The 20,293-nt window shown below is 65.5% G+C and carries 14 protein-coding genes; all 14 read left to right on the forward strand.

What is annotated here, in order from left to right; genetic code table 11:
* The first annotated feature begins 4 nt into the window (after positions 1-4).
* The 14 genes from F451_RS0109045 to F451_RS0109105 are packed head-to-tail and all read left to right on the forward strand — an operon-like array spanning position 5 to position 20,178.
* The gene (locus F451_RS0109045) at positions 5-262 is read left to right on the forward strand and encodes a hypothetical protein (protein ID WP_020681045.1); all 258 of its coding nucleotides are present in this window, start codon (positions 5-7) and stop codon (positions 260-262) included.
* Positions 259-921 (forward strand): CIS tube protein, encoded by a 663-nt coding sequence (locus tag F451_RS0109050; RefSeq protein WP_020681046.1) that lies wholly within the window; start codon positions 259-261, stop codon positions 919-921. The genes F451_RS0109045 and F451_RS0109050 overlap by 4 nt, the downstream gene beginning before the upstream one ends.
* A gap of 15 nt (positions 922-936) precedes the next feature.
* The gene (locus F451_RS0109055) at positions 937-1,215 is read left to right on the forward strand and encodes a hypothetical protein (RefSeq protein ID WP_020681047.1); all 279 of its coding nucleotides are present in this window, start codon (positions 937-939) and stop codon (positions 1,213-1,215) included.
* Between the two features lies 1 nt (position 1,216).
* Complete coding sequence (locus F451_RS27685; RefSeq protein ID WP_020681048.1) at positions 1,217-1,381, forward strand: hypothetical protein; 165 nt, start codon at positions 1,217-1,219, stop codon at positions 1,379-1,381.
* A 1-nt stretch (position 1,382) separates the two neighbouring features.
* Complete coding sequence (locus tag F451_RS27690) at positions 1,383-1,547, forward strand: hypothetical protein (RefSeq protein ID WP_156826427.1); 165 nt, start codon at positions 1,383-1,385, stop codon at positions 1,545-1,547.
* A 1-nt stretch (position 1,548) separates the two neighbouring features.
* Complete coding sequence (locus F451_RS0109065; RefSeq protein WP_020681049.1) at positions 1,549-2,679, forward strand: phage late control D family protein; 1,131 nt, start codon at positions 1,549-1,551, stop codon at positions 2,677-2,679.
* An 11-nt stretch (positions 2,680-2,690) separates the two neighbouring features.
* Positions 2,691-3,509 carry a phage baseplate assembly protein V gene (locus F451_RS0109070; protein ID WP_020681050.1) on the forward strand — a complete coding sequence of 273 codons (819 nt, stop codon included), beginning with the start codon at positions 2,691-2,693 and terminating at the stop codon, positions 3,507-3,509.
* A gap of 25 nt (positions 3,510-3,534) precedes the next feature.
* Positions 3,535-3,939 (forward strand): GPW/gp25 family protein, encoded by a 405-nt coding sequence (locus tag F451_RS0109075; protein WP_020681051.1) that lies wholly within the window; start codon positions 3,535-3,537, stop codon positions 3,937-3,939.
* Positions 3,932-5,350: a baseplate J/gp47 family protein gene (locus F451_RS0109080; RefSeq protein ID WP_020681052.1), complete on the forward strand. Its 1,419-nt coding sequence runs from the start codon at positions 3,932-3,934 to the stop codon at positions 5,348-5,350. Before F451_RS0109075 ends, F451_RS0109080 begins: the two co-directional genes overlap by 8 nt.
* Complete coding sequence (locus F451_RS0109085) at positions 5,347-8,181, forward strand: baseplate J/gp47 family protein (protein WP_020681053.1); 2,835 nt, start codon at positions 5,347-5,349, stop codon at positions 8,179-8,181. Before F451_RS0109080 ends, F451_RS0109085 begins: the two co-directional genes overlap by 4 nt.
* Entirely contained in the window at positions 8,174-9,787 is a 1,614-nt protein-coding gene (locus F451_RS26685) for a hypothetical protein (RefSeq protein WP_051103923.1), read from the forward strand. The genes F451_RS0109085 and F451_RS26685 overlap by 8 nt, the downstream gene beginning before the upstream one ends.
* A 9-nt stretch (positions 9,788-9,796) precedes the next feature.
* Positions 9,797-14,203, forward strand: a complete 4,407-nt coding sequence (locus F451_RS25175) for a DUF6519 domain-containing protein (protein ID WP_020681054.1) — start codon at positions 9,797-9,799, stop codon at positions 14,201-14,203.
* An 11-nt stretch (positions 14,204-14,214) separates the two neighbouring features.
* Complete coding sequence (locus F451_RS0109100; RefSeq protein ID WP_020681055.1) at positions 14,215-15,561, forward strand: eCIS core domain-containing protein; 1,347 nt, start codon at positions 14,215-14,217, stop codon at positions 15,559-15,561.
* Between the two features lie 12 nt (positions 15,562-15,573).
* Positions 15,574-20,178, forward strand: a complete 4,605-nt coding sequence (locus F451_RS0109105) for an eCIS core domain-containing protein (RefSeq protein WP_026291629.1) — start codon at positions 15,574-15,576, stop codon at positions 20,176-20,178.
* The last annotated feature ends 115 nt before the right edge of the window (positions 20,179-20,293 follow it).

The following is a 20,293-nucleotide window of genomic DNA, read 5'->3' on the forward strand; positions in this document are numbered from 1 at the left end:
AGCGATGCCACTGCAGATCGATCAGTTGAATCTCAGCTTTCCAGCCAGCCTGGGTCACCGCAAGCATGCGATTTCAAGGCTGCTTCGCAGCGAACTTCAGCGCTTTGACTGGCCTGGGCCGCTCAACATTGCACAGCTGGGGCTGCCTGCGCTTGAGCTCTCAAGCCGCCAGAGCAACCTGGCCATCGCCGGCGCCATCGCGCGGCAGATCCACAGTAGCGCGTTGCAGCAGGCATCCGATGTCACTGGAGGTACAGCATGATTCCAAAAGTCAGCCGTGGCGCTTTGGTCGAATACGGTCTCAGTCTTCCCCCACTGATACTGGAGTTTGAATTCAACCCCCAAACCCTGAGCCGCACGCGCTCCGTCTCGATCACCACCGGCAACGCACCGGGCACCCGCGGCGGCTATGACTTCGCCTTCCCCTGGGAAACCAGCCGGGTGGCGCAGGGCGTCAGTGTCGAGCCGGAACAGTTCAGCCTCGACATTCTGCTCGACGCCACCGATCGCATGGCCGACGGCAACCTGCCTGGCCATACGGTGGCCGTGGAATTCGGTATCGAGCCGGAACTCGATACGCTGCGCTCGATGGTGGAGCCCAAGGTGCAGGGTCCCGGCGGTGTGCAGGTGCTGGCAGGCATGGGACTGGGGTCTCCACGCGCCTTTGCCCGCGACGAACATCCCTCCGTGCTGTTGCTGGTCTGGGGCAGTCATGTGCTGCCGATCTTCCTCACCAGCGTTCAGGTCGAGGAGACCGCGCACCTGCCGACACTGCGCCCCTACCGGGCCAATGTCAGCCTCAGCGTCCAGGTCATCGAGGGGAACAATCCCTTCTATCACACTGAAAAAATCCGCCAGACCCTCGGCGCCGGGCTGCATTTCGCCAGCGGCGCCGGCAATGCGCTGGCCAACCTTTTCTGAGTGCAGGAGAGCCTCATGTTATTGAAAAACTCCCGCTACCAGCCTCACCGCCCCTTCGGGCCTGACAGTACCTTTCGCGGTGTCGGCCCCCGGGCGGTCACCACCGCCGAGGGCATGATCGAGCACCGCGTCGTCGAAGGCGAGCGTCTCGATGCCCTGGCCCGGCACTACTTCAATGACGACCGCCTCTGGTGGCGGATCCTCGACGCAAACCCGGAACTGCAGGACGCCGACGAACTGCTCAGTGACGCATGGGTCGGGCGTGCGATTCTGATACCCCAGAGGAAAGGCTGAGATGATACGAACCCGCCTTGATCCTGCTCCAGGCCAAAGGCGTTGCGACCGCCTCGGTGGTCTCCCAGATCTGCGGGATGCCAACCCGGAACTGCAGGACGCCGACGACCTGCTCAGCGACGACTGGGTCGGCCGCGCGATTCTGATACCCCAGAGGAAAGGCTGAAATGACACGAACCCGCCTTGCTCCTGCCCCAGGCCAAAGACGTTGCGACCGCCTCGGTGGTCTGCCACATCTGCGGGATGCAAACCCGGAACTACAAAACGCCGACGACCTGCTCAGCGACGACTGGGTCGGCCGCGCGATTCTGATACCCCAGAGGAAAGGCTGAGATGCTGCCGGACTGGTTAAACCTGCCGATTCGGGATCCCGCCGCCTGCATCGTGCGCATAAACGGCGAGGAGATCGACGATCTCTACCCGCTGCTGGTCGAGCTCAGCGCGGTGCTGGACCGGCGCGAAAGCGCTGAAGCCACACTGCTGCTGGAAACCCGCCGGCTTGAAGATGGCCGCTGGAACGTCCACGACGACGACCGCATTCGCCCCTGGGCCGAAATCGCCATCGCCGCCAGCTTCGGTGACCAGGAAGCGCCGGTATTCGACGGCTATATCCGCCAGGTAAAAGTGGACCTGCCCGAGGACCAGGGCGGTGCAACTGTGACCCTGATATGCCAGGACACCTCACTGCTGCTGGACCGCACCCAGCGCAATTTCCGCTGGGGCGACCGGGTACCGGTCAGCGACGGCGAGATCGTGCGCAGGATCGCCGGCGAAGCCGGTATCGGCCTGATCGAGCCGGTTGGCGAGGGCTTCAGCGACCTGGTGGTGAACCAGAACGAAACCGATATTCGCTTCCTGAAAAAGCGTGCCGAGGAAAACGGCTACGACTTTTTCTTCCGTGAAGGCGAGCTCTACTTCGGCCCTGCGCGGCTCGATCTCGCCGCCCAGCCAACCATCCTCGTCTACGCGGGACCGGCAAGCCACGCGATCCGCTTTGAACTCGACGACGATGGCCATCACCCGACCCAGGTGATCTATGAGATCGCAGGTGAGAGCGACGACCAGACCCGGGAGCAGGCGGTCAGCAGCGACCTGGACACCCTCGGCAGCCGCCCGGCGGACGAAGTCACCGGCGGTCACGGCGACTTCGCCTGGCGATTGAGCCGCGAGGGGCTCGGCAGCGACAGTCAGGCACGCCAGCGTGCCCAGGCACTGGTCAACGAGGAGGCGCTGCGCATCAAGGCCGGCGGTGAACTCGATGGCACGCTCTACGGCCACGTACTGCTGCCCGGCGACCCCGTCAGCCTCGACGGAATCGGCGAACAGTATGGCGGCCGCTGGTTCGTCAGCCATGTCGAACACCGTTTTGATGCCGGCGGCTACCGGCAGAGTTTCGAGCTGTTGCGCAACGGCTACGGCGACGATCTCGACAGCAGTGCCAGCCCGCTGGCAGCCGTGATTTAGGGAGACCATTTATGGGCAATGCCATTCAGAACACCATCAAGCAGGTCCAGCAAAAGTACTACGGCAAGTTTCGTGGCTTCGTCGTCGACAACCAGGACCCGGAACAGCGTGCCCGCGTGCGGGTGCGGGTGCCATCGGTGTTCGGCCAGCAGGACACCTACTGGGCCCTGCCCTGCCTGCCGTTCGGCGGCCTGGCCGACCAAGGGCTGTTCATGGTGCCGGAGGTCGGTGCCCAGGTCTGGGTCGAGTTCGAGGAGGGCAACCAGGACAATCCCATCTGGACCGGCGTCTTTTGGCAGCCACAACAGGCCGTGCCGAATGAGGCCCAGAAGCCCGCTCCCACCACCCGGGTGTTGAAGACCCCGTCCGGGCACGTACTTCAATTCGATGACGAAAGCGGCGCCGAGCGCATCCGTCTGCACCACCCTGCCGGCAGCGAGCTGAATATCGACGAACAGGGCACCGTCGACCTGAGCGACCCCAACGGCAGTCGCCTGACGCTGGATGCCGCGGGTAACAAGGCCACGCTGCAGGACGGCAACGGCAACACGCTGGTCATGGATGCCAGCGGCACCAAGATATCGGATGCCAATGGCAACGAGATCCAGATGAGCGCAGGCCAGATCAAGATCAAGGGCACCATGATCACCATCGATGGCAACCAGGTGGCGGTCGGGGGTGCCGGGGGCGAGCCGCTGATCAAGGGCAGCAGTTTTCTGGCGCTCTTCGCCACCCACATGCACACCTGCACCGCGCCGGGCTCTCCCAGCTCACCACCGATTCCACAGGGAGAGATGTCGACGCTGACAACCAAGACCACAGCCAGCTGACGGACACGGCGGCCAGGAGGGCACAATGAGCAAGCTTAACCAGCCAGACTTCATGGATTTTCCGCTTCGTCTGGGTGCCGAAGGTGCGGCCACCTGCACCCGCATCGACCACATTCGCGATCAGATTGAACAGGTGCTGTTCACCGATCCGGGCGAGCGCTGGTTCCGGCCCGAGTTTGGCGCCGGCATTCGCAGCCTGGTATTTGAGCCGCAGAACACGGCGCTCTGGCAAGTCACCCGCCAGCGCCTGCAAAGCAACCTCGCCGATGCCCTGGCCGGCGAAGTCGATCCGCGGGACCTCAGCATAGAAGTCGGTGCCGATGCCGACTTCCCGGAACGGCTGATGATCCGCATCGGTTACCGGCTGACGGCACTGAACCACAGCGAGAGTGTCGAGTACGAGCTGTCGGGAGGCCGGACACATGGCTGATGCCCCGACCCCCGAACTGCTGTTTGAAGCAGGCTGCCAGGACTGCGCAGTGCGCCAAGTCGAGCTGCCCCGGCCGATACCGCCGGTCGGCGACGACTTTGACTGGCTGATCCGCGACTATGACAGCTTTCGGCTGTTTATGCTGGAAGAGCTGGCCGGCCGCTTTCCTGAACGCCGCCGCTGGACGCCGGCCGACCTCGAGGTCATCCTGGTCGAAGCGCTGTCGGTCATCCTTGACCGGCTGTCGGACCAGCTTGACCGGGCCCACGCCGAAGCCTTCCTCGACAGCGCCCGCCGGCCCGACAGCCTGCGCAGGCTGCTCGCGCTGATCGGCTACGATGCGGTACGCGAGCACTACCAACCCGCCTGGTCCGACCCCCTGCTGATCCGCCACCTGCTGCAATTCCGCGGCCATGACATTGCCAGTATCGAATTTGCCCTGGACCTGCTGGTGCCCGACAACCTGCGCCGTCTGCTCGCCTGGCTCGGTCACCCGGCCGACAGCCTGGGCCCGGTACCGGATCTGCGCGACCGCGCCACCGAGCGTGCTTTTCTGCTGTTGCTGGGTTTTGAGGTACATAACCTGCGCGAAGCGCTGGACCTTGATATCGGCGCGCACCGCCAGTTTGCCATCGCTGCGCTGGAGCGCCGCTGGCGTGACCAGGCTCACCTGATGGATGCCGCCCGCCTCGCGGGGCCACGGGCGGTGCACCGCAACCGGCGCATGGTCTCGCTGGAGGATTACCGCGAACGCCTCGAGGACCACCCGCTGGTGCTGCGCGCCGCAAGCGGCCTGCGCTGGACGGGCTCCTGGCAGACAGTGACCCTCAGCTGCGTGCTCGCCGCCAATCTTCAGTTGGAGCAAACCCCGGCGGACCGGCTTGGCGGTGACGACCTGGCCGCTCTGCAGGATGCCGTAGACCGTTTCCACTGGCGGGAAAACCTGGCCCCGGTGGCCTGGACCGAAGCCCCGAACAGCCGTGCCATTTTGCGCCAGCTGCTGGATCGCCGTCGCATGACAGGGCAGGAAGTCTGGCTGCAGGATGCCACCCCGGTCGGCATCCGCCTCGGCCTGTCGCTACGGGTCGGGGCGAATTACTTCCGGTCGGAAATCCGCCAGGTCGTGTCGCAGCGGCTCGGCACGGGTCCCGAAGGCTTCTTTACCCCCGGCCGGCTGGCCTTTGGCGAAGACCTGCACGCCAGCGACTTGGTCGAGTGGCTGATGGCGCTGGACGGCGTCGAGGCCGTCTGCCTGAACCGCTTCAAGCGCGTCGGCGCCCGCTACGCCGACCAGTCCGGTAGCGGGCTCATTCGACTGGATGACGACCAGATTGCCCGTTGCGACAACGACCTGTCCCGGCCGGCCCTTGGATACTGGACGCTGAAGCTGCACGGAGGCCAACGCGGATGAACAGTTACTTCAACAATAGTGAAGACCTGACCCGCTGGAACCGCGCCGGTCTGAGCCAGCTCGACTACGTGGAGGGCAACGCCGCCACCTACTTCGAGGACCTGCGCGCCACCCTGAGCATGCTGTTCCAGGGGGATGCCGCAATCGAGCGCTGGCTCGGCGACCCCGCCAACGATTCGACCCTGCGCCAATGGCAGCAGCGGCTGCTCGAACAGTACCAGGGCCCGCGGCGTGACTACGCCTGGGAGCTGCTGCGCACCTTCGCCCGGGCGGTGCATGTGCTGGCCCATACCACCAGCACGCTGGCAAACGAACGCTATCTGCGCACGGCCACCCAGTGGGACAGCGTGCGCCGCCTGGTCGCCATGCTCGACTACCATCCGGCGCCGCCGGCCTCGGCCGAGACCTGGCTGGCCCTCTTTGCCCGTAGCGATGACGCGGCCATCGGCGAGGTCGAGACGGGACTCGCGGTGCAGAACGAACCGACCGACGGCTCGGCACCCTTGATCTTCGAGACACTGAACGACATCGACGTCGATTATCGGCTCAATGAATTGCGCGCGCCGGACTTCAACCGTTCGGCGCTACACCTGAGCCTGGGGCCGGCCACCCCGCTGCTGACACTGCAGCTGGACAGCGTGCCGCCGGCGCTCGGCGCTGGTGCCCGCGCCCTGGTAACGACCACGACCACCGCCGCGGCAGTGCAGCTGCAGAGCGTTGCTGCCGGGAGCGTCACCGTGCAATACCAGGATGCTGCCGCCACGGGACTGGACCTGCCACTGGCCGACCTGCGCCTGCACGCGGACCCGGACTGGCAACAGGCCCCGCGCCTCAATGGCCCGAACGTGGTACGCACCGACCGTGCGGCCCGCGTGCGTGCCGGCGATGTGCTGGCGTTCGTCAGCGACAGTTTTCATATCAGCGGACGCGGCACAGTCAATGTCTTCTCGGTAACCAGAGTGCTCGAGGTCGATGGCGACCGGCTGCGGCTCAGCGCCACTGTACCGGCCGGCACAGCCCTCTACCCGGCCCAGGTCGCCGGCCCGCAGCAGGATGGCGGCAGCCGGCTGATCATGCCCGAGAGCCTGGGTTATTCACAGGTCTGGCTGGACGACGCGAGCCTCAGTGCGCGTACACCCAGCGCCCAGGCAGTTGAAGACGGCCCCGGCACGCTGTATCGCTACCTCAGCGCCAGCCTTGCGCCGCGCGCCTGGTACCTTGCCACCGGCACACCGGCCTGCTGCGAAGTCATCGAGACTCAGCCTGCACCGCTGAGTTTTAGCGGTGACCCGGGCGATCTGGCATCGGGCCAGTGGCTGCTGCTGCAGGGCACGACGGGCTGGTACAGCCGGCGCCTGGCCGCTCTGGAACAGGACGACGAGGGGTTCGAACTGCAGTTCGACAGCCTGCCCGCAGGTGAGCGCTGGCACCAGGCCCTTGGGCGCTGGAAACTGGCGCTCGCCGATCGGCGTCACGACCGCAACGAAACCTCGCTGTTTGAAGCACCCGCGCCGGGCAGCGACCTCAGCAGCCGGCTGTCACTGACGCTGGATGACGTACCCCCTGCCCTGGTACCGGGACGCTCGCTCTGGATCGCCGGACCTGATAGGGGTGTGCGGGTCCGCCTGCAGCAGGTCGAAGCGGACCCTGCCGGCGCTGCGATACTGCACTTGACCCTGAGCCCGCCACAGGACCCCGCCCGCTTTCCAAAGGCCGACAGCCGCGTCTATGGCAACCTGGTGCTGGCGGGTCACGGCGAATCAAAGGCACCGGCCGTGCTCGGCAGCGGCAACCGCATCCTCACCAGTCAGGAGTTTCTCTATGCCAAGACCGGTATCGCCTTCGTGCGCGACGCTCAGTACGACAGCGGCGTACGCGCGGCAGTACGGGTCTGGGCGGACGACCGGGAATGGAGCCAGGTCGACAACCTGCGCGACTGTGAATCAACCGATACCGCTTTTCAGCAGCAGCTGACCGGCGATGGCGAAATGTTGCTGCGTTTCGGCGACGGCGAACACGGCCAGCGGCTGCCCAGCGGCAGCAGCAATGTGCGCATACAGGCCCGCATCGGAAACGGCCTCGCCGGTAACCTGCCAGCGGGCAGTCTGAGCAAGCTGAAAAAGCCCCACGACCTGCTGGCAGCAGTGCTGCAACCGGCCGCCGCCACCGGCGGCGGTGAACTTGAAGCCACCGAGGCACTGCGTGACAACGCGCCGGCTTCGGTACTCACGCTGTCCCGTGCTGTCTCGGCGCGGGACTTCCAGGCCCTGGCCGAGCGCCAGAGCCGCGTCTGGCACGCCAGCGCCCGGGCACTGCAAAACCTGCCCGGTGCCAGCGACCGTATCGAGCTGGTGGTGGTACCGGCCGGTGGTGGCAACCTGGGCGATCTGGCCAGCCATCTCGCCAAGACCCTGGAGCAACAGGCATGCCCCGGTATCTCGGTGCAGGTCCTGCGCTACGAGGGGCTCCTGCTGGAACTCGACATTCTGCTGCGCATCGACGAGGCCGCGTACGACCCGGATGAAGTCGCCGCCCGCGTACGCGACACGCTGATCGCAGCGCTGTCGCTCGAAAAGGCCCGCCTCGGCGCGCCGCTCTACCGTTCGCGACTCTATCAGCTGATTGAATCGGTCGAGGGTGTCGAAAACGCCGACTGCAGCCTCAACCCCGGCGGTTTCTTCAACGACCAGGACCTGCCCAGCGCCCCTGGCCACCTGTTCACCGGCAGCGACGGCAGTATCCGCCGCATCTCGCCGCACCCGGGCCAGCTGCTCTACCTGAATCCGGCGCTGGCGCCGCCCAACATCCGCACGGAGGCGCACCATGTCTGACCGCAAGCTGCGGCTCTACGACCTGCTGCCGGAATATGTCCGCCAGAAGGACGAAAACCGCCACACCAAGACCCTGCTCGACGGCTGCGACGCGCTGCTCGATCGCCTTCACGGCAGTCTGCAGCAGTACTACGCCGACAACTTTCCCGACCCGCCCACAGACGCAGGCCGTGCCAGCCAGACCTGGCTATTGCCCTACTTCGCCGATCTGCTCGATGTCCGTCTGGTGTCGCCGCTCATCGAAGGGCGCCGCGAAGAGATTGGTCGAGCGGTCAGCTGGCGACAGCGCAAAGGCACCCTCGAGGTGGTCGACGAGATCGCCGAAGCGATCGGTCAGTGGGAGGTGGTCGTGCAGGAGGGCTGGCAACGCCTGGCCATGACACCGCGACTGTCGGCGCCGCTGCTGCCGGAGTCACACTACGGACTGGCACAGCCTTTCGAGACCGACCTGCCCCAACAGATGGCCCGGCACCCCGGGGTGCCGGCAGTCACGCCGGACTTTCGGTGCGCCAGCCGTGCCGTCGCCGATAGCAGCTACAGCCCGGTGAGCCAGGTCAGCACGGTACACGGCGAGGATATCCGCTGGCGCCAGCACTATCCCCACGGCATTCCCTGCCACCACCAGCGAATCGACGCCGGGGGCGTCTTCCACGGTGCCGCCTTTGACGATGCAAGCCGGCGCACGCCGGACCTGCGCGAGCCCGACTGGCGCGTCGGTCATATCCATCCGCGCCGGGTACTGCTGCATGTGGTACAGCCCGATGGCTTCTTCCAGCCCGGCCGGCCCCGAGTGCGCTGGCGCCAGCACTGGCTCGACGACGGTGTGCTGCCGGACGATGCGTTCCTGCAGCAGGTACAGCTCTATTCCGAGCTCGATCGCACCCTGGTATTTGCCAATCGCGGACTGAATGCATCTCCGCTGCGGATGGTGGAACTGGTCGGGGTGTTCAACCTCGCCCAGGTGCCCGGCAGCGGTGTCGGCCCGTCGGATCCGCAGCGCTTTAGCTTTCGCGGCCTGATTCTCGCCAACCGGCTCGAAACCGACAGCGGCCGACTGGCATTCGATCGCTGCGCGCTGAAAAATGTCGAGATCCACAGCACCGATACCGCAACGCCGGTCGTCGAGGCCCGCGACTGCCTGTTCCAGCGCCTGCGCGCGGCACGCGGCCTGGTGCGGCTGGAGTACTGCACCCTGCTGGAGCGCTGCCTGGTGGAACGGCTGCAGGCGAGCGACTGCATATTCCGCTGCCGGTTGCGCAAGGACGACCCCAACGACCTGCCGCCGGACCCGCGCTGCGTGCGCTACAGCCTCATCCTGCCAGACCAGGCACCGGCCGACCTGCAGCGCCACTACCACAACAGTCGCGAGGCGCCGGTCATGTTGAGCGAAAGCTTTGGCGAGCCCGGCTGTGGCGTATTGCATCCTGCAAGTCCGCCACAGGTGCGCTACCGCGCCGAGGACGGCACCGAGCCCGGCGCCTATCACTGCATGCAGCTCAGCCTTCGATTCGAAGCCGTACTACGCAAACTTCAGGACTATCTCCCGGTCGGCCAGCAGGCGGTGGTCATCCCCGACGCCGCGCTGGCCCTGTTGTCAGGTGAATAAGGACGTACCATGAAAACCCAGATATCCCGCCACAGCTTCGCCCCCGAACAGCGTTACTCCGGCGTCTATCAGCAGATGGGGCGCATGATTACCGATGCTGACTGGAATGAACTCAACGACCTGGTACAGCACCGCCTGGTTGAGGCCCTGACCGACGTGGTCGGCGACGGCAGCCCCCGTGCTCGCGGACTGGTACGCCAGACCGGCGCCGACAGTTATGAACTGCGCTGGGGGCGTGTCTACGTCGACGGCATTCCGGGGCGGGTCGTGCCAGACGACTCGACACTGGGACCGGTGTTCGTATTTGAACGCCAGGCGGACCTTCCCGGCCTGCCGGCGCTGACCGAGGGCAGCCACCGGCTCTACCTCGACGTCTGGGAGCGCACGGTCACCCCGCTGGAAGACCCGACACTGATGGACCCGGGCCTGCACGGTGCCGACACCTGCACCCGCAGCCAGACCATGGCGCAGGTCAAGGCCTGCCCGGTCGGGGTGGACCCAACGGCGGTGGCCCTGAACCCGCCGATCGGCACGATTCCGCTCAGCCTCTGGATCCGCCAGGGCGCAACGCTGCATGACCCCTGCGACCCCTGTGCAGAAGAGCTTTCCCTGCCCGAAGACGTCGGCAACTTTCTGTTCCGCGTCGAGGTGCACGATGTACTCTGGTCCGATGAGCCGATCCCCGAAATCATCGGGCTGACCCTGAAATGGTCGCGGGAAAACGGCGCCGAAGCCTACCACGTCGGCCAGTTCCCTCCGGGCTTCGACAGCGGCCACTGGAGCTACGAGTACTTCTCGGGCCCGAGCGACATGGCGGACGAGCACATGCTCAGCGAGAAGCACCTGGGACGGCACCTGCTGACGGGATTTTCGCCACAGCGCGGCGTCTTGAGCCACGGCTACAGTCCGGAGACTGCACCGGCAATGTCCCTGGTCAGGCGCTGGGACGGCTTCGCCCGTTTCGAGTTTGACGGCGCCGCCTGGACTCTGGCCGAAGGCTACGACCGCAATATCGAACTCAGCACCGGCCTCAGTGACAGCGACCACGGCTATCTGGAGTTCAGCGGTGCCAGCATCGAGATCAACCTCGATCAGCTGCTGCTGCAGTTCAGCCTCGCCGACGAACTGGCGCTGGCCGGGGACTACTGGCTCACCACTGTTCGCCAGGCCATCCACAGCGCCGGCGACATGCTGCTCGACGCCGAGACGCCCCAGGGCATCCTGCACCACTACTGGCTGCTCGGCAGCGTCGATGTTGACGGCGATGGTGTCATCACGACCTTCACGCCGGACCTCGAGAATGCCTGCAAGGCATTCGAATTTCCGCCGCTGACCGACATCGACGCCGGCGACGTCTGCTATAGCAACGAAGCCTGCGAGATGCCGGGGGTGCGCACCGTCGAGGACGCCCTTGACCACCTGTGCCGCGAGCGCGACCTGCGCTGGCACAACAAGCATCTGCACGGCTGGGGCGTGGTGTGCGGCCTGGTTGCCGAGTGCGGCGGCGAGGTACTGCCGGACACAAACGGTGTCCTGCATCACCGCCGGGTGCGCGTCAGCAAGGGCTACGCGCTCAGCTGCGAGGGCGACGACATCGTGCTTGAGCAGCAGCAGTTTTTCGATGTGATCGCCGCACTGGAGCAGCTGGAGAACAACCCGCTCGACGACGGCAGCGGCGAGGTCTGCCTGTACATAGAACTGAATGACAGCGGCGAGCCGGCGCTTCGCATCAGCGCAGAAGAAGCACCGGACGAGGATGCCTACGGCTGGCTTAAGGGCACGCTCTGGCTCGACTTCTACAACGACTGCCTGAAAGGCCTGATCGACGAGATCCGCGCCGAAATCGAGGATCTGGGCGATGACAGCATCGCCGCCGCCGAGAACGATGAGCAGCTGGTGTCCCCGCAGCGCATGCGCGTAACCAGTCTGCTGAACCTGCTCGCGCAGCTGTTCTATCGCCCCCATGGCGAACTGGTGTTCCTGTCGCTGCGCGAGCACGAGCTGCTGCGCGCCTTTTACCTGCGGCTGCGTGAAATACTGGCCAGTACCACGTTCTGCGGCCAGTCCCGTGGCCAGGACTTCCCCGAATACCCCTTCCCGAACACCGGCCTCAACACCTGGTTTGGCAAGAACCACCATGACAAGCTGGCGCCTCAGCCCGCGGGCGATCTGTTGTTGAGCTACGGTGGCGCCGGTACCGAGCTGAACCTCTACAGCATTGCCGAGGGCAAGCTGGTCGCCGTCGACACCGTGCCCTCGGCCGAGGGCGCCGAGATCAGCGCCGCGACATTCAGCAACGACAGCCAGCAGCTGTTCGTCGCCGCCGACATTAACGGCACCGACAGCATTCTCAGCCGCGCCCGCCTCGAGGGCCTGAAGCTGGTGTGGGAGCAGAGTGCCATTCTCTGCGGCCTGCGCATCTCGGACCTGCGCTTCGATCAGGCGCAGTCCCAGACACTCTATGCAACCGGCATCGGCACCGGCCTGTTCGTGCTCAACACCGAGCAGCTGTTCGGCGACGAGAAGCAGATCCCGACCCCGGCGTACCGGTTTAATGCCAGTGGCCACGTCGACGTCGATGCATCCAACGGCCTCTACTACGCGACCGCCCAGAGCAGTGACGTCGAGAGCAACGACGGCCACTACGACCGCGTCGTCCGCCTGGACCTGGCCAAGGCCCGCGGCATTACAGGCTCGCCCCAGACGCCGGATTTCGAATTGCTGCTGCAGCAAAACGGCCAGAGCATGCAAGGCAGCGACGGTCTCGCCGTCGGCGAAGCGCCGAATGACGACACCGGCGCCAACCGCCAGGCCGCGCTCTTCGTCGCCATCGACGGCACGACGACCAAGTCGGTGTGGGAATACGGCGGAGCCCTCAGTCCCACATCACCACCTCAGCGGCAACTGACGGGTCTGGCGATCACCGGCTTGCGGCTGCGCTACCACGTGCAGGAACAGGGCCTGCTGATCAGCCTCGAGGACGAATTCCGGCTGCAGCTGTGGCAGAACGGCAAGCCGCTCGTCGACCGGGTGCCGGTACAGCTGTTTCCCTGCGACTTCTGCATCGATGCCAAGAGCGGCGACGTGCTGGTGCTGAACTTCGCCAGCAACACCATCAGTGCCATACCACGCACCGAGTTGCAGCTGGACGACGGCTTTCTCGACCAGCTGCGCACCTATCGGCTGCAGGTGCTGCTGGCCTTCATTGCGCTGTTCGGCAACCTGCTGCAGAACCTCAAGGACTGCTTCTGTCACCTGCTGCTGACCCGCTGCCCCGAATGCGACGACGATGAGAAGGTCTGGCTGGCCAAGGTCGAGATCCGCGACAACGAGGTGTACAAGATCTGCAACTTCGCCAAGCGCCGCCACGTCAAGACCTTCCCCAAGGTCGAGTACTGGCTGTCGCTAGTTCCCGTATTGCCCGCCATCCGCAAGGCGGTGCAGTCATTCTGCTGCAGCGTGATCCCGAATAAATTCCAGCCCCTGATCGAGCGCTACATGATGCCGGTCGAAAGCACACAGACGCCCATCAAGGGCGCCCAGTACCGCCAGTCTGTCAAGACCGTGCAGCGCACCGACATGCGCCAGCTGCTGCGTACGCCGATGCAGAATCTGCGTCTTTCAGGGCAGCTGGCCGTCGATGGCCTGATGTCCACCAGCCGCGCCCTGGAGCCCGGCGGCGCTGTCAGCAAGCAGGCCTATCGCAACCTGGCCACCGAGGAGGCCGTCACGCAGCTCAAGGCGCAACAGATCGAGGCCGAGGTAAAGCCCTACGACCCGCAGCGCTCCGGCGACTATATCCGCGCCTACACGACGACCCCCAACCTGATCCCCAAAGGCAGCAAGGTGACGGTCTACGAGGAGCAGGGACAGGTCAAGTTCTACACCCTGGAACCTGCCACCACGACGACGATCGCCGTCGACGACAGTCAACTCGACGCCTTTGCGGCGCGCAAGGAAGCACTGGCAGACCTCAGCGCCCTGAACAGCAGCCTGGCCGAAGCCGAGGCACGCAAATCGGCGGTAGAGGAAGTCGGCGAGCTGCAGAAGCAGCTCGATACGCTGGATCAGCGCAAGGTTGAGGCACAGCAGGAAATCGGTGGCCTGCAGGTACAGCTGACGGAACTCAAAACCGAACGCAGCAGCCTGGAAACCGAAATCGGTTCGCTGCAGGAAGGCCTCAAGACAACGATGCTGGAGCTGGACAGGCTCAAGGTCGAAATCGACGGCCAGCGACCGATCAGCGCCGCCGGTGTCGATGCCGACACCAGCAAGGTGCTGCTTGAGGCGGGCATCATGACACTGTCGGACCTGGCGGTGGCCGATGCGACGAAATTGACCAGCGGCACCAGCCTGACCCGCACCCAGGCCAACAAACTGATCAGGGACACCCAGTCACGCTTGAAACTGCCGTAGGGAGGCGTGAAATGTTGCACAGCTATCGTCGCCGTCGAAACCGTACTGCACCGATTGCCCGGCACAGTCCGGCCCCCGCGGGCCACCGCCAGGGCGCCCGGGTACGCGGTATCCTTCAGCCGGCGCTCAAGGTCGGCCAGCCGAACGACCGCTATGAACAGCAGGCTGACCGGGTCGCCAGCCAGGTCATGGCAGGCGGCCGTCAGGAATCGATTCTGCCGGTTGAGCCCTCGGTACAGCGCCTGTGTGCTGAATGCGAAGAGGAAGAGATGCTGCAGACCAAGCAGGCAGCGGGCACGGCACCCGCGTCCGGCGCCGTCACCGGACCGCCCGCCGGCGGCAGCAACCTTCCCCCCAGGCTGCGACACCGCATGGAGCAGGGCTTTGGCGCATCCTTTGCCGACGTGCGCATTCATACCGGCAATGCGGCGGACCAATCCGCCGCAGCCATCGGCGCCAGGGCCTATACCGTCGGCCGCCATATCGTCTTTGCCGGCGACGAATACCGGCCAGCGCATACCGACAGCCAGCAGCTGCTGGCCCATGAGCTGACCCACGTGCTGCAGCAGCGCCAGGCCGGCCTTCTGGTGCAGCGGGATCTGGCGCGTGAGCACCGGCGGGGTCCCGAAGCCACCCAGGCGCTGAGCGATGCCCAGGTGGCGGACGCCGTCGCTTTCAACAGCGCCCGCTTCGACGACCGCTACATGATCGGCCTGATGCGCGACGTGCTCGGCCTGAGTCGCCTGCCGATGGATACGGACGATGCCTTTGCCCGTGCCGTCGGCGAATTCCAGGCCTTCTGGCGGCTGCCGCAGGACGGCAAGCTCGGTCACCGCACCACCCACCGGCTGTTCCAGGAATTCGTCGCCGAGGGGCTGTTCCGGGATGCGGTGCTGTTGCTGATCGAGTCCTACGGATTGCGCGTCGACCGCGCCCTCAATGACATCAGCACCACCCGGGCGGCCGCCGTCTGCGGCCCCACCTTCGCGCACGTCGAAGGCGGTCCCCATTGCGGCGGCGGGCCCGTAGAACTGGTGGTTTGTCGCAACGACCTGAGAACCCCGAGCTTGGGTGCCTACAACCTGCTGATCCGCATTATCAACCACGAACTGGTCCATGTACCCCAGTGCGCGCGGGGTACCGGCAACGCCGATGTCGACGAGTTTGAGGCCTTCTTCTCCGAGGTCTGCGCACGGGGCCGAATGCCCCAGCTGGACGCCGCCCAGCGGATCACGTCGGCCAACAGCGCCCTGGCACACTTCGCAGCGATCCCGGTGCCGCTGCGCACCGCCGCCCGAATCACCATGCGTGACCAGCTGCGTGCCATTATCGCTGCCGGTGGCGCTGGTCGCTGCTGATCACCTGCGCCGATGGGCAGCCTCTCTGGCCCGCTGCAGGTTCCCGCGGATGCCCGGCGCAAGGCGACCGGACGTAAAAGCCGCGCAACGCTGCACCGGCATGGGCGGCAGGGCTCGGCTGATACGATCCGCCAGGTACTGCATGGCACCACAGACAGCGGTCCGGGTCCGGCAGCCCCGGCGTTAAGCGGCATTCAGTGCAAAGCGCAGGGCAATCCGTTACCGCTGGGCGCGGCGCGGGACCCGCTGGAACGCCAGGCCGACGCCGTGGCCGATCAAATCGCCGGCACCCGCAGCGCCGAGCCGCAACCGGCACCGGTTAGCGCGTCCGGTAGTCATACGGCGCCCGAAAACCTGCACAGCAGCCCGGACGTCACGGCCGATACTGAAGAGCTGCAGGCCCGGGCAGAGCCGGAAGGTGACGGCGAGCAACGCGCCGGACTCTGGCAGCGCATTCGTGGCCTGTTCAGCGGTGGCCGGCCGTTGCCGGCCAGCAGCCGCGCATTTTTCCAGCAGCACCTGGGTCACGACTTCTCCCGAGTACGCATCCATACAGACCCCGCTGCGGCCCAGACCGCCCATGACCTCGGCGCCCAGGCCTATGCCTACCGTCAGCACCTGGTGTTCGCCCCGGGCCAGTGGCAGCCCGAGTCGTCCCGTGGCCGCCATCTGCTGGCCCACGAGCTGACCCATGTGGTGCAGCAGGGTGCCGCCACCGCGCTGCCCGATAGTCCGGGGCCAGACATCGGCCCTGCAACACCGCGCATCCAGGGCGCCTGGTACCACGATGTTGCCGATGTTGCCGGCGATGTGGTCGATGCAGGCAGCGACCTGGCCAGCGGTGCCTACGATGCTGGCGCAGACCTGGTTGAGGGCGCGGTCGAGCTCGGCGCCGACGCAGCCTGGGCCATTGTGCGCAGGGTGGCTCCCGCCCGCTTGCTGGAAATTCTGGATGCAGTGCGTGAACGGGGGTTCCTCGGCTTTATTCGCGACAAGATCTCCGCTGTCACCTCCTCGCTGTTTGGCGGCCTCGCGGACCGCTCCGACACCCTTGGCACCCTGTTCACGACCTTTGGCCGGCTGGCCACCGCCGCCGGCGAAATCGTCGCGGGGCTGGCCCAGGGCGACTGCGAACCGCTGTTCGCGGCGCTCGGCCAGCTGCGCGACCTGGTCGGCGAGCTGGCGCGGGACGCCTTTGACGCCATTGCCGAGTTTTTCCGCCCGGTCGGCGACTTCTTCAGCGATATCTGGAACCGCTACGGCGCGCCGCTGTTCGACTGGCTCGGCGAGGTAGCCAGCGATACCTGGGACTACATTCGCAACCTCGGCCAGCAAATCTGGGACTGGACCCGACCGGTGGTCGATGCCATCCGCTCGGTGATCTCCGATGCCTGGGACTGGATCAAGCAGCAGCTGGGGCTGTCGAGCAGCGAGGGCAACAGCTCCGGCGGCCTGATCCAGTGGGTCAAGGACCAGGCCGCCTCCGCCTGGTCCGCGATCAAGACCGAGCTGCAGCCGGTGATCGGCCCCATCCAGCGCCTGGTCGACAAGGTGCGCGAGATCCTTCCGCTCGAAGCCATCGTCAATTTCCGCGATACCCTCAACGGCTGGCTCGAGCAGGCCGGCAGCATGGCGCAGAACCTGGACCCCAACGCCGGCGGCGATGCCGCCGAGAACCAGGTCAGCCTGCGCGACGAGATTCTGCCGGCGATTCTGACCCGCATCGAGGCCTTTCAGGGCAGCCTGGTCAGCACCGGGCTCTGGGTCGCAACCCATATCGGCGCCGCGGTCACCCAGGGCCGGGACTTTATCGCCGGCATCGCCGCGCAGCCGCTGCTGAGCCCGGTGCGCAGTGCCTTCGACTGGCTCAGTAGCGGCCTTGCAAGCCTCGGCAGCTGGGCCGCGCAGACCGTGCAGGGGCTTTTCATCAGCCTGGGCAGCGGCCTGGTCAAGCTGTCGACCTTCATTCGTCCGGTGCTGGACGCACTGCAGCGGGTACTGCAGATCCTCGGCAACATCCTCGCCTTTCTGCCGGACTTTCTGCTCGGCCCGGTCTGGTGGGTGCTGCCGACCTGCATCAAGGACAGCCTGAAGCAGTTCTTTATCGAGCAGATTCTGAGCCGCATTCCGCTGTTCCAGCAACTGATGGCGGTCGGCGACATCTGGGCCCGCGTGCAGCAGGCGGCACTGCGCATTCTGCAGCAGGTCTTCGTCGACGGCGACCTCGGTGGCGCCCTCTGGACCTTTTTCAGCAGCATGCTCAACCTGATCGGCATTCCGGCGCAGCTGGTACTCCAGATCATTGCCAACGCCGCGCAGGCGTTCAGTGACATCCTGATGGACCCGATCGGTTTTTTCGGCAACTTTCTGCGTTCCATCTGGCAGGGCGCCAGCAACTTCTTCAGCAACATCCTCACGCACCTGTTCAACGGCGTGACAGGCTGGCTGTTCGGCCAGGTTGAAGAAGCCGGCATCACGCCGCCGGACCTGACCAGCTTTCGTTCGATCGTCGATTTCGTGTTTCAGCTGATGGGGTTGACGCTAGACCGCATCTGGCTGAAGCTCGGCGAACACATCGGCCGGCCGCTGATGGAGCGGCTGCGTGGCGCCGTGGAACTGGCCAGCGGCGCCTTTGAATGGGTCCGGGTGGCCGTAACCGAAGGCCCCGCAGGGCTCTGGAACCTGCTGCAGGAACGCCTCAGTGATCTTTGGAACCTGGTGCTCGGCAGCGTCGCCAACTGGGTCAATACCGCGATCATCGCCACCGCGTCGCGCTGGCTGCTGTCCCTGCTCGATGTCTCCGGCATCACCCCGATCATCAATGCGCTGATCGCCGTCTACCGTGCGATCGAGTCCTTCGTGCAGTACGTCAACGAACTGCTGCAAATTCTCAACTCGGTGATTATGGGCATTGGCGAGATCGCCCGCGGCGTCATCGACCGCGCCGCCGAACTGCTCGAGAACAGTCTGGCCAGCGGCGTACCGGTGGTGGTGGGCTTCCTGGCCAACCAGTTCAACCTCGGGCGCCTGGGCACCCGCATCCGCGAACTCGTCGAGGGCCTGCGTGAGCGGGTCGACGGCGCCCTGGACTGGATCATTGAGCGGGCGGTACGACTTGGACGCGGCTTTCTCGACATGCTGCGCTCCGGTGCCGCGGCCGTGCGCAACTGGTGGGAAAGCCGCAAGACCTTCAGCGACAGCGACGGCGGCGACCACGCACTCTATTTTCAGGGCCGCGGCGGTGACCTGATCGTCGAGAGCACACCGACGCCGGTGGGCCAGTTTCTGGAGCACCTTGCCATAGCGCAAGAGGATCCCCAGCACGCCTCGAAAACCCGTCACCGCACCGATGCGCTGCGCATTCACGCTGAAATCACGCAACTCAAGCGGCGCCTGGAAACGGCGTCCGACGACGAGCGCGGCACCCTGCAGGCAGAGTTGAGCCAGCAGCTGGATCAGCTGGCCGTACACCTGACACCTCTGCTGGTCGGCCAGGATGCCAGTGCCGGCGGCCGCATTCCCGATCCGCTGACGCTGGCGGCGCTCGAGCAGCCGCCGGCTGCCCTGCCCCGCACGCCCGAGGAGGAACAGGCCGACCTCAACGGCGCCCGACAGCTGGTGATGCTGGCGAAAGAAGGGGCAGAGGGTACCGCGGCGCTGGGCGAATACTTTGGCCGCATCCGCACCCGCTTCGCGCTCGACGAGGTCGCCTACCATCGGGAGGGCGACCGCATCCGCATTCGCCTGCGCGCCGCCCGCCAGCAGGAGGTTGACGTCGACGAGCCGGTCACCACGGGTACGCCGGGCGTCGATCTGCGCAGCCAGGTCACGCACAGCACCGGCAGCGCCGCCGGCGACTCCGTCGGCGTGGGTATGTTGGCGGATCCGGTCGGAGAGGACCATATTCCCAACGGCAGCACGCCACGGGACAGCGCCTTGAGAGGCGTGATGGGCAAGCTGATCACAGACCCGGAACAGCGCAATCCCTCGAAGTACATCAAAGGACACCTGCTTAACCACCATATCGGCGGCCCTGGCACGGCGGAAAACCTCTATCCGATCACCGGCGAAGCCAATGAGCGCCACAAGACGCTGGTCGAGACCCGCATCAAGAACTGGGTGACGCAGAGCCACTACTGGGTCTACTACTCGGTGCAGGTCGCCGGCATCAGCGAACATATCGAACACCCGGACCAAAAGCATCCGGAAAACTGGATAAACGCCAGTTTCCAGTGCCATGCCTACGTCAAGTACGCCGACGGCTCGCAGCATGACCCGATTCGCGAGACCATCACCTCGCGCTATGTTCAGGGCAATGCCGGCGCCAGCGAGGCCGGTATCGGGCCGCGCCTCGATGCCGGCATCAAGGGCGCGCTCGACGGCCTGCCGAGTGCCCGACGCAGTACCGCCGCCATTCTGAAGCGGATCAGGGACTACAATGCCGACAATTCACCCGGCATCCCCTTCGGCGACGCCCGTGCCAGCACCCTGATGGCAGCCTACAACCGTTACGATGAAGGCGACCTAAACGACCTTGGCGAGCAAAGCCGTAGCGACCTCACCTATATCAACAACCGCGCCGACAGTATCAGGGCCATTCTCGCCAACGCAGGCTGAAGCACCCGGCCTTTCAGACGTATTTCAGCTACCGGCGCTATACATGACTCCCATGCACCGGCTATTTCCATCCAGCAGTGATCCCATAAGGGTTCGGCCACGTATATAACCAGAC

The organism is Marinobacterium rhizophilum DSM 18822, from assembly GCF_000378045.1.
GTDB lineage: Bacteria > Pseudomonadota > Gammaproteobacteria > Pseudomonadales > Balneatricaceae > Marinobacterium_A > Marinobacterium_A rhizophilum.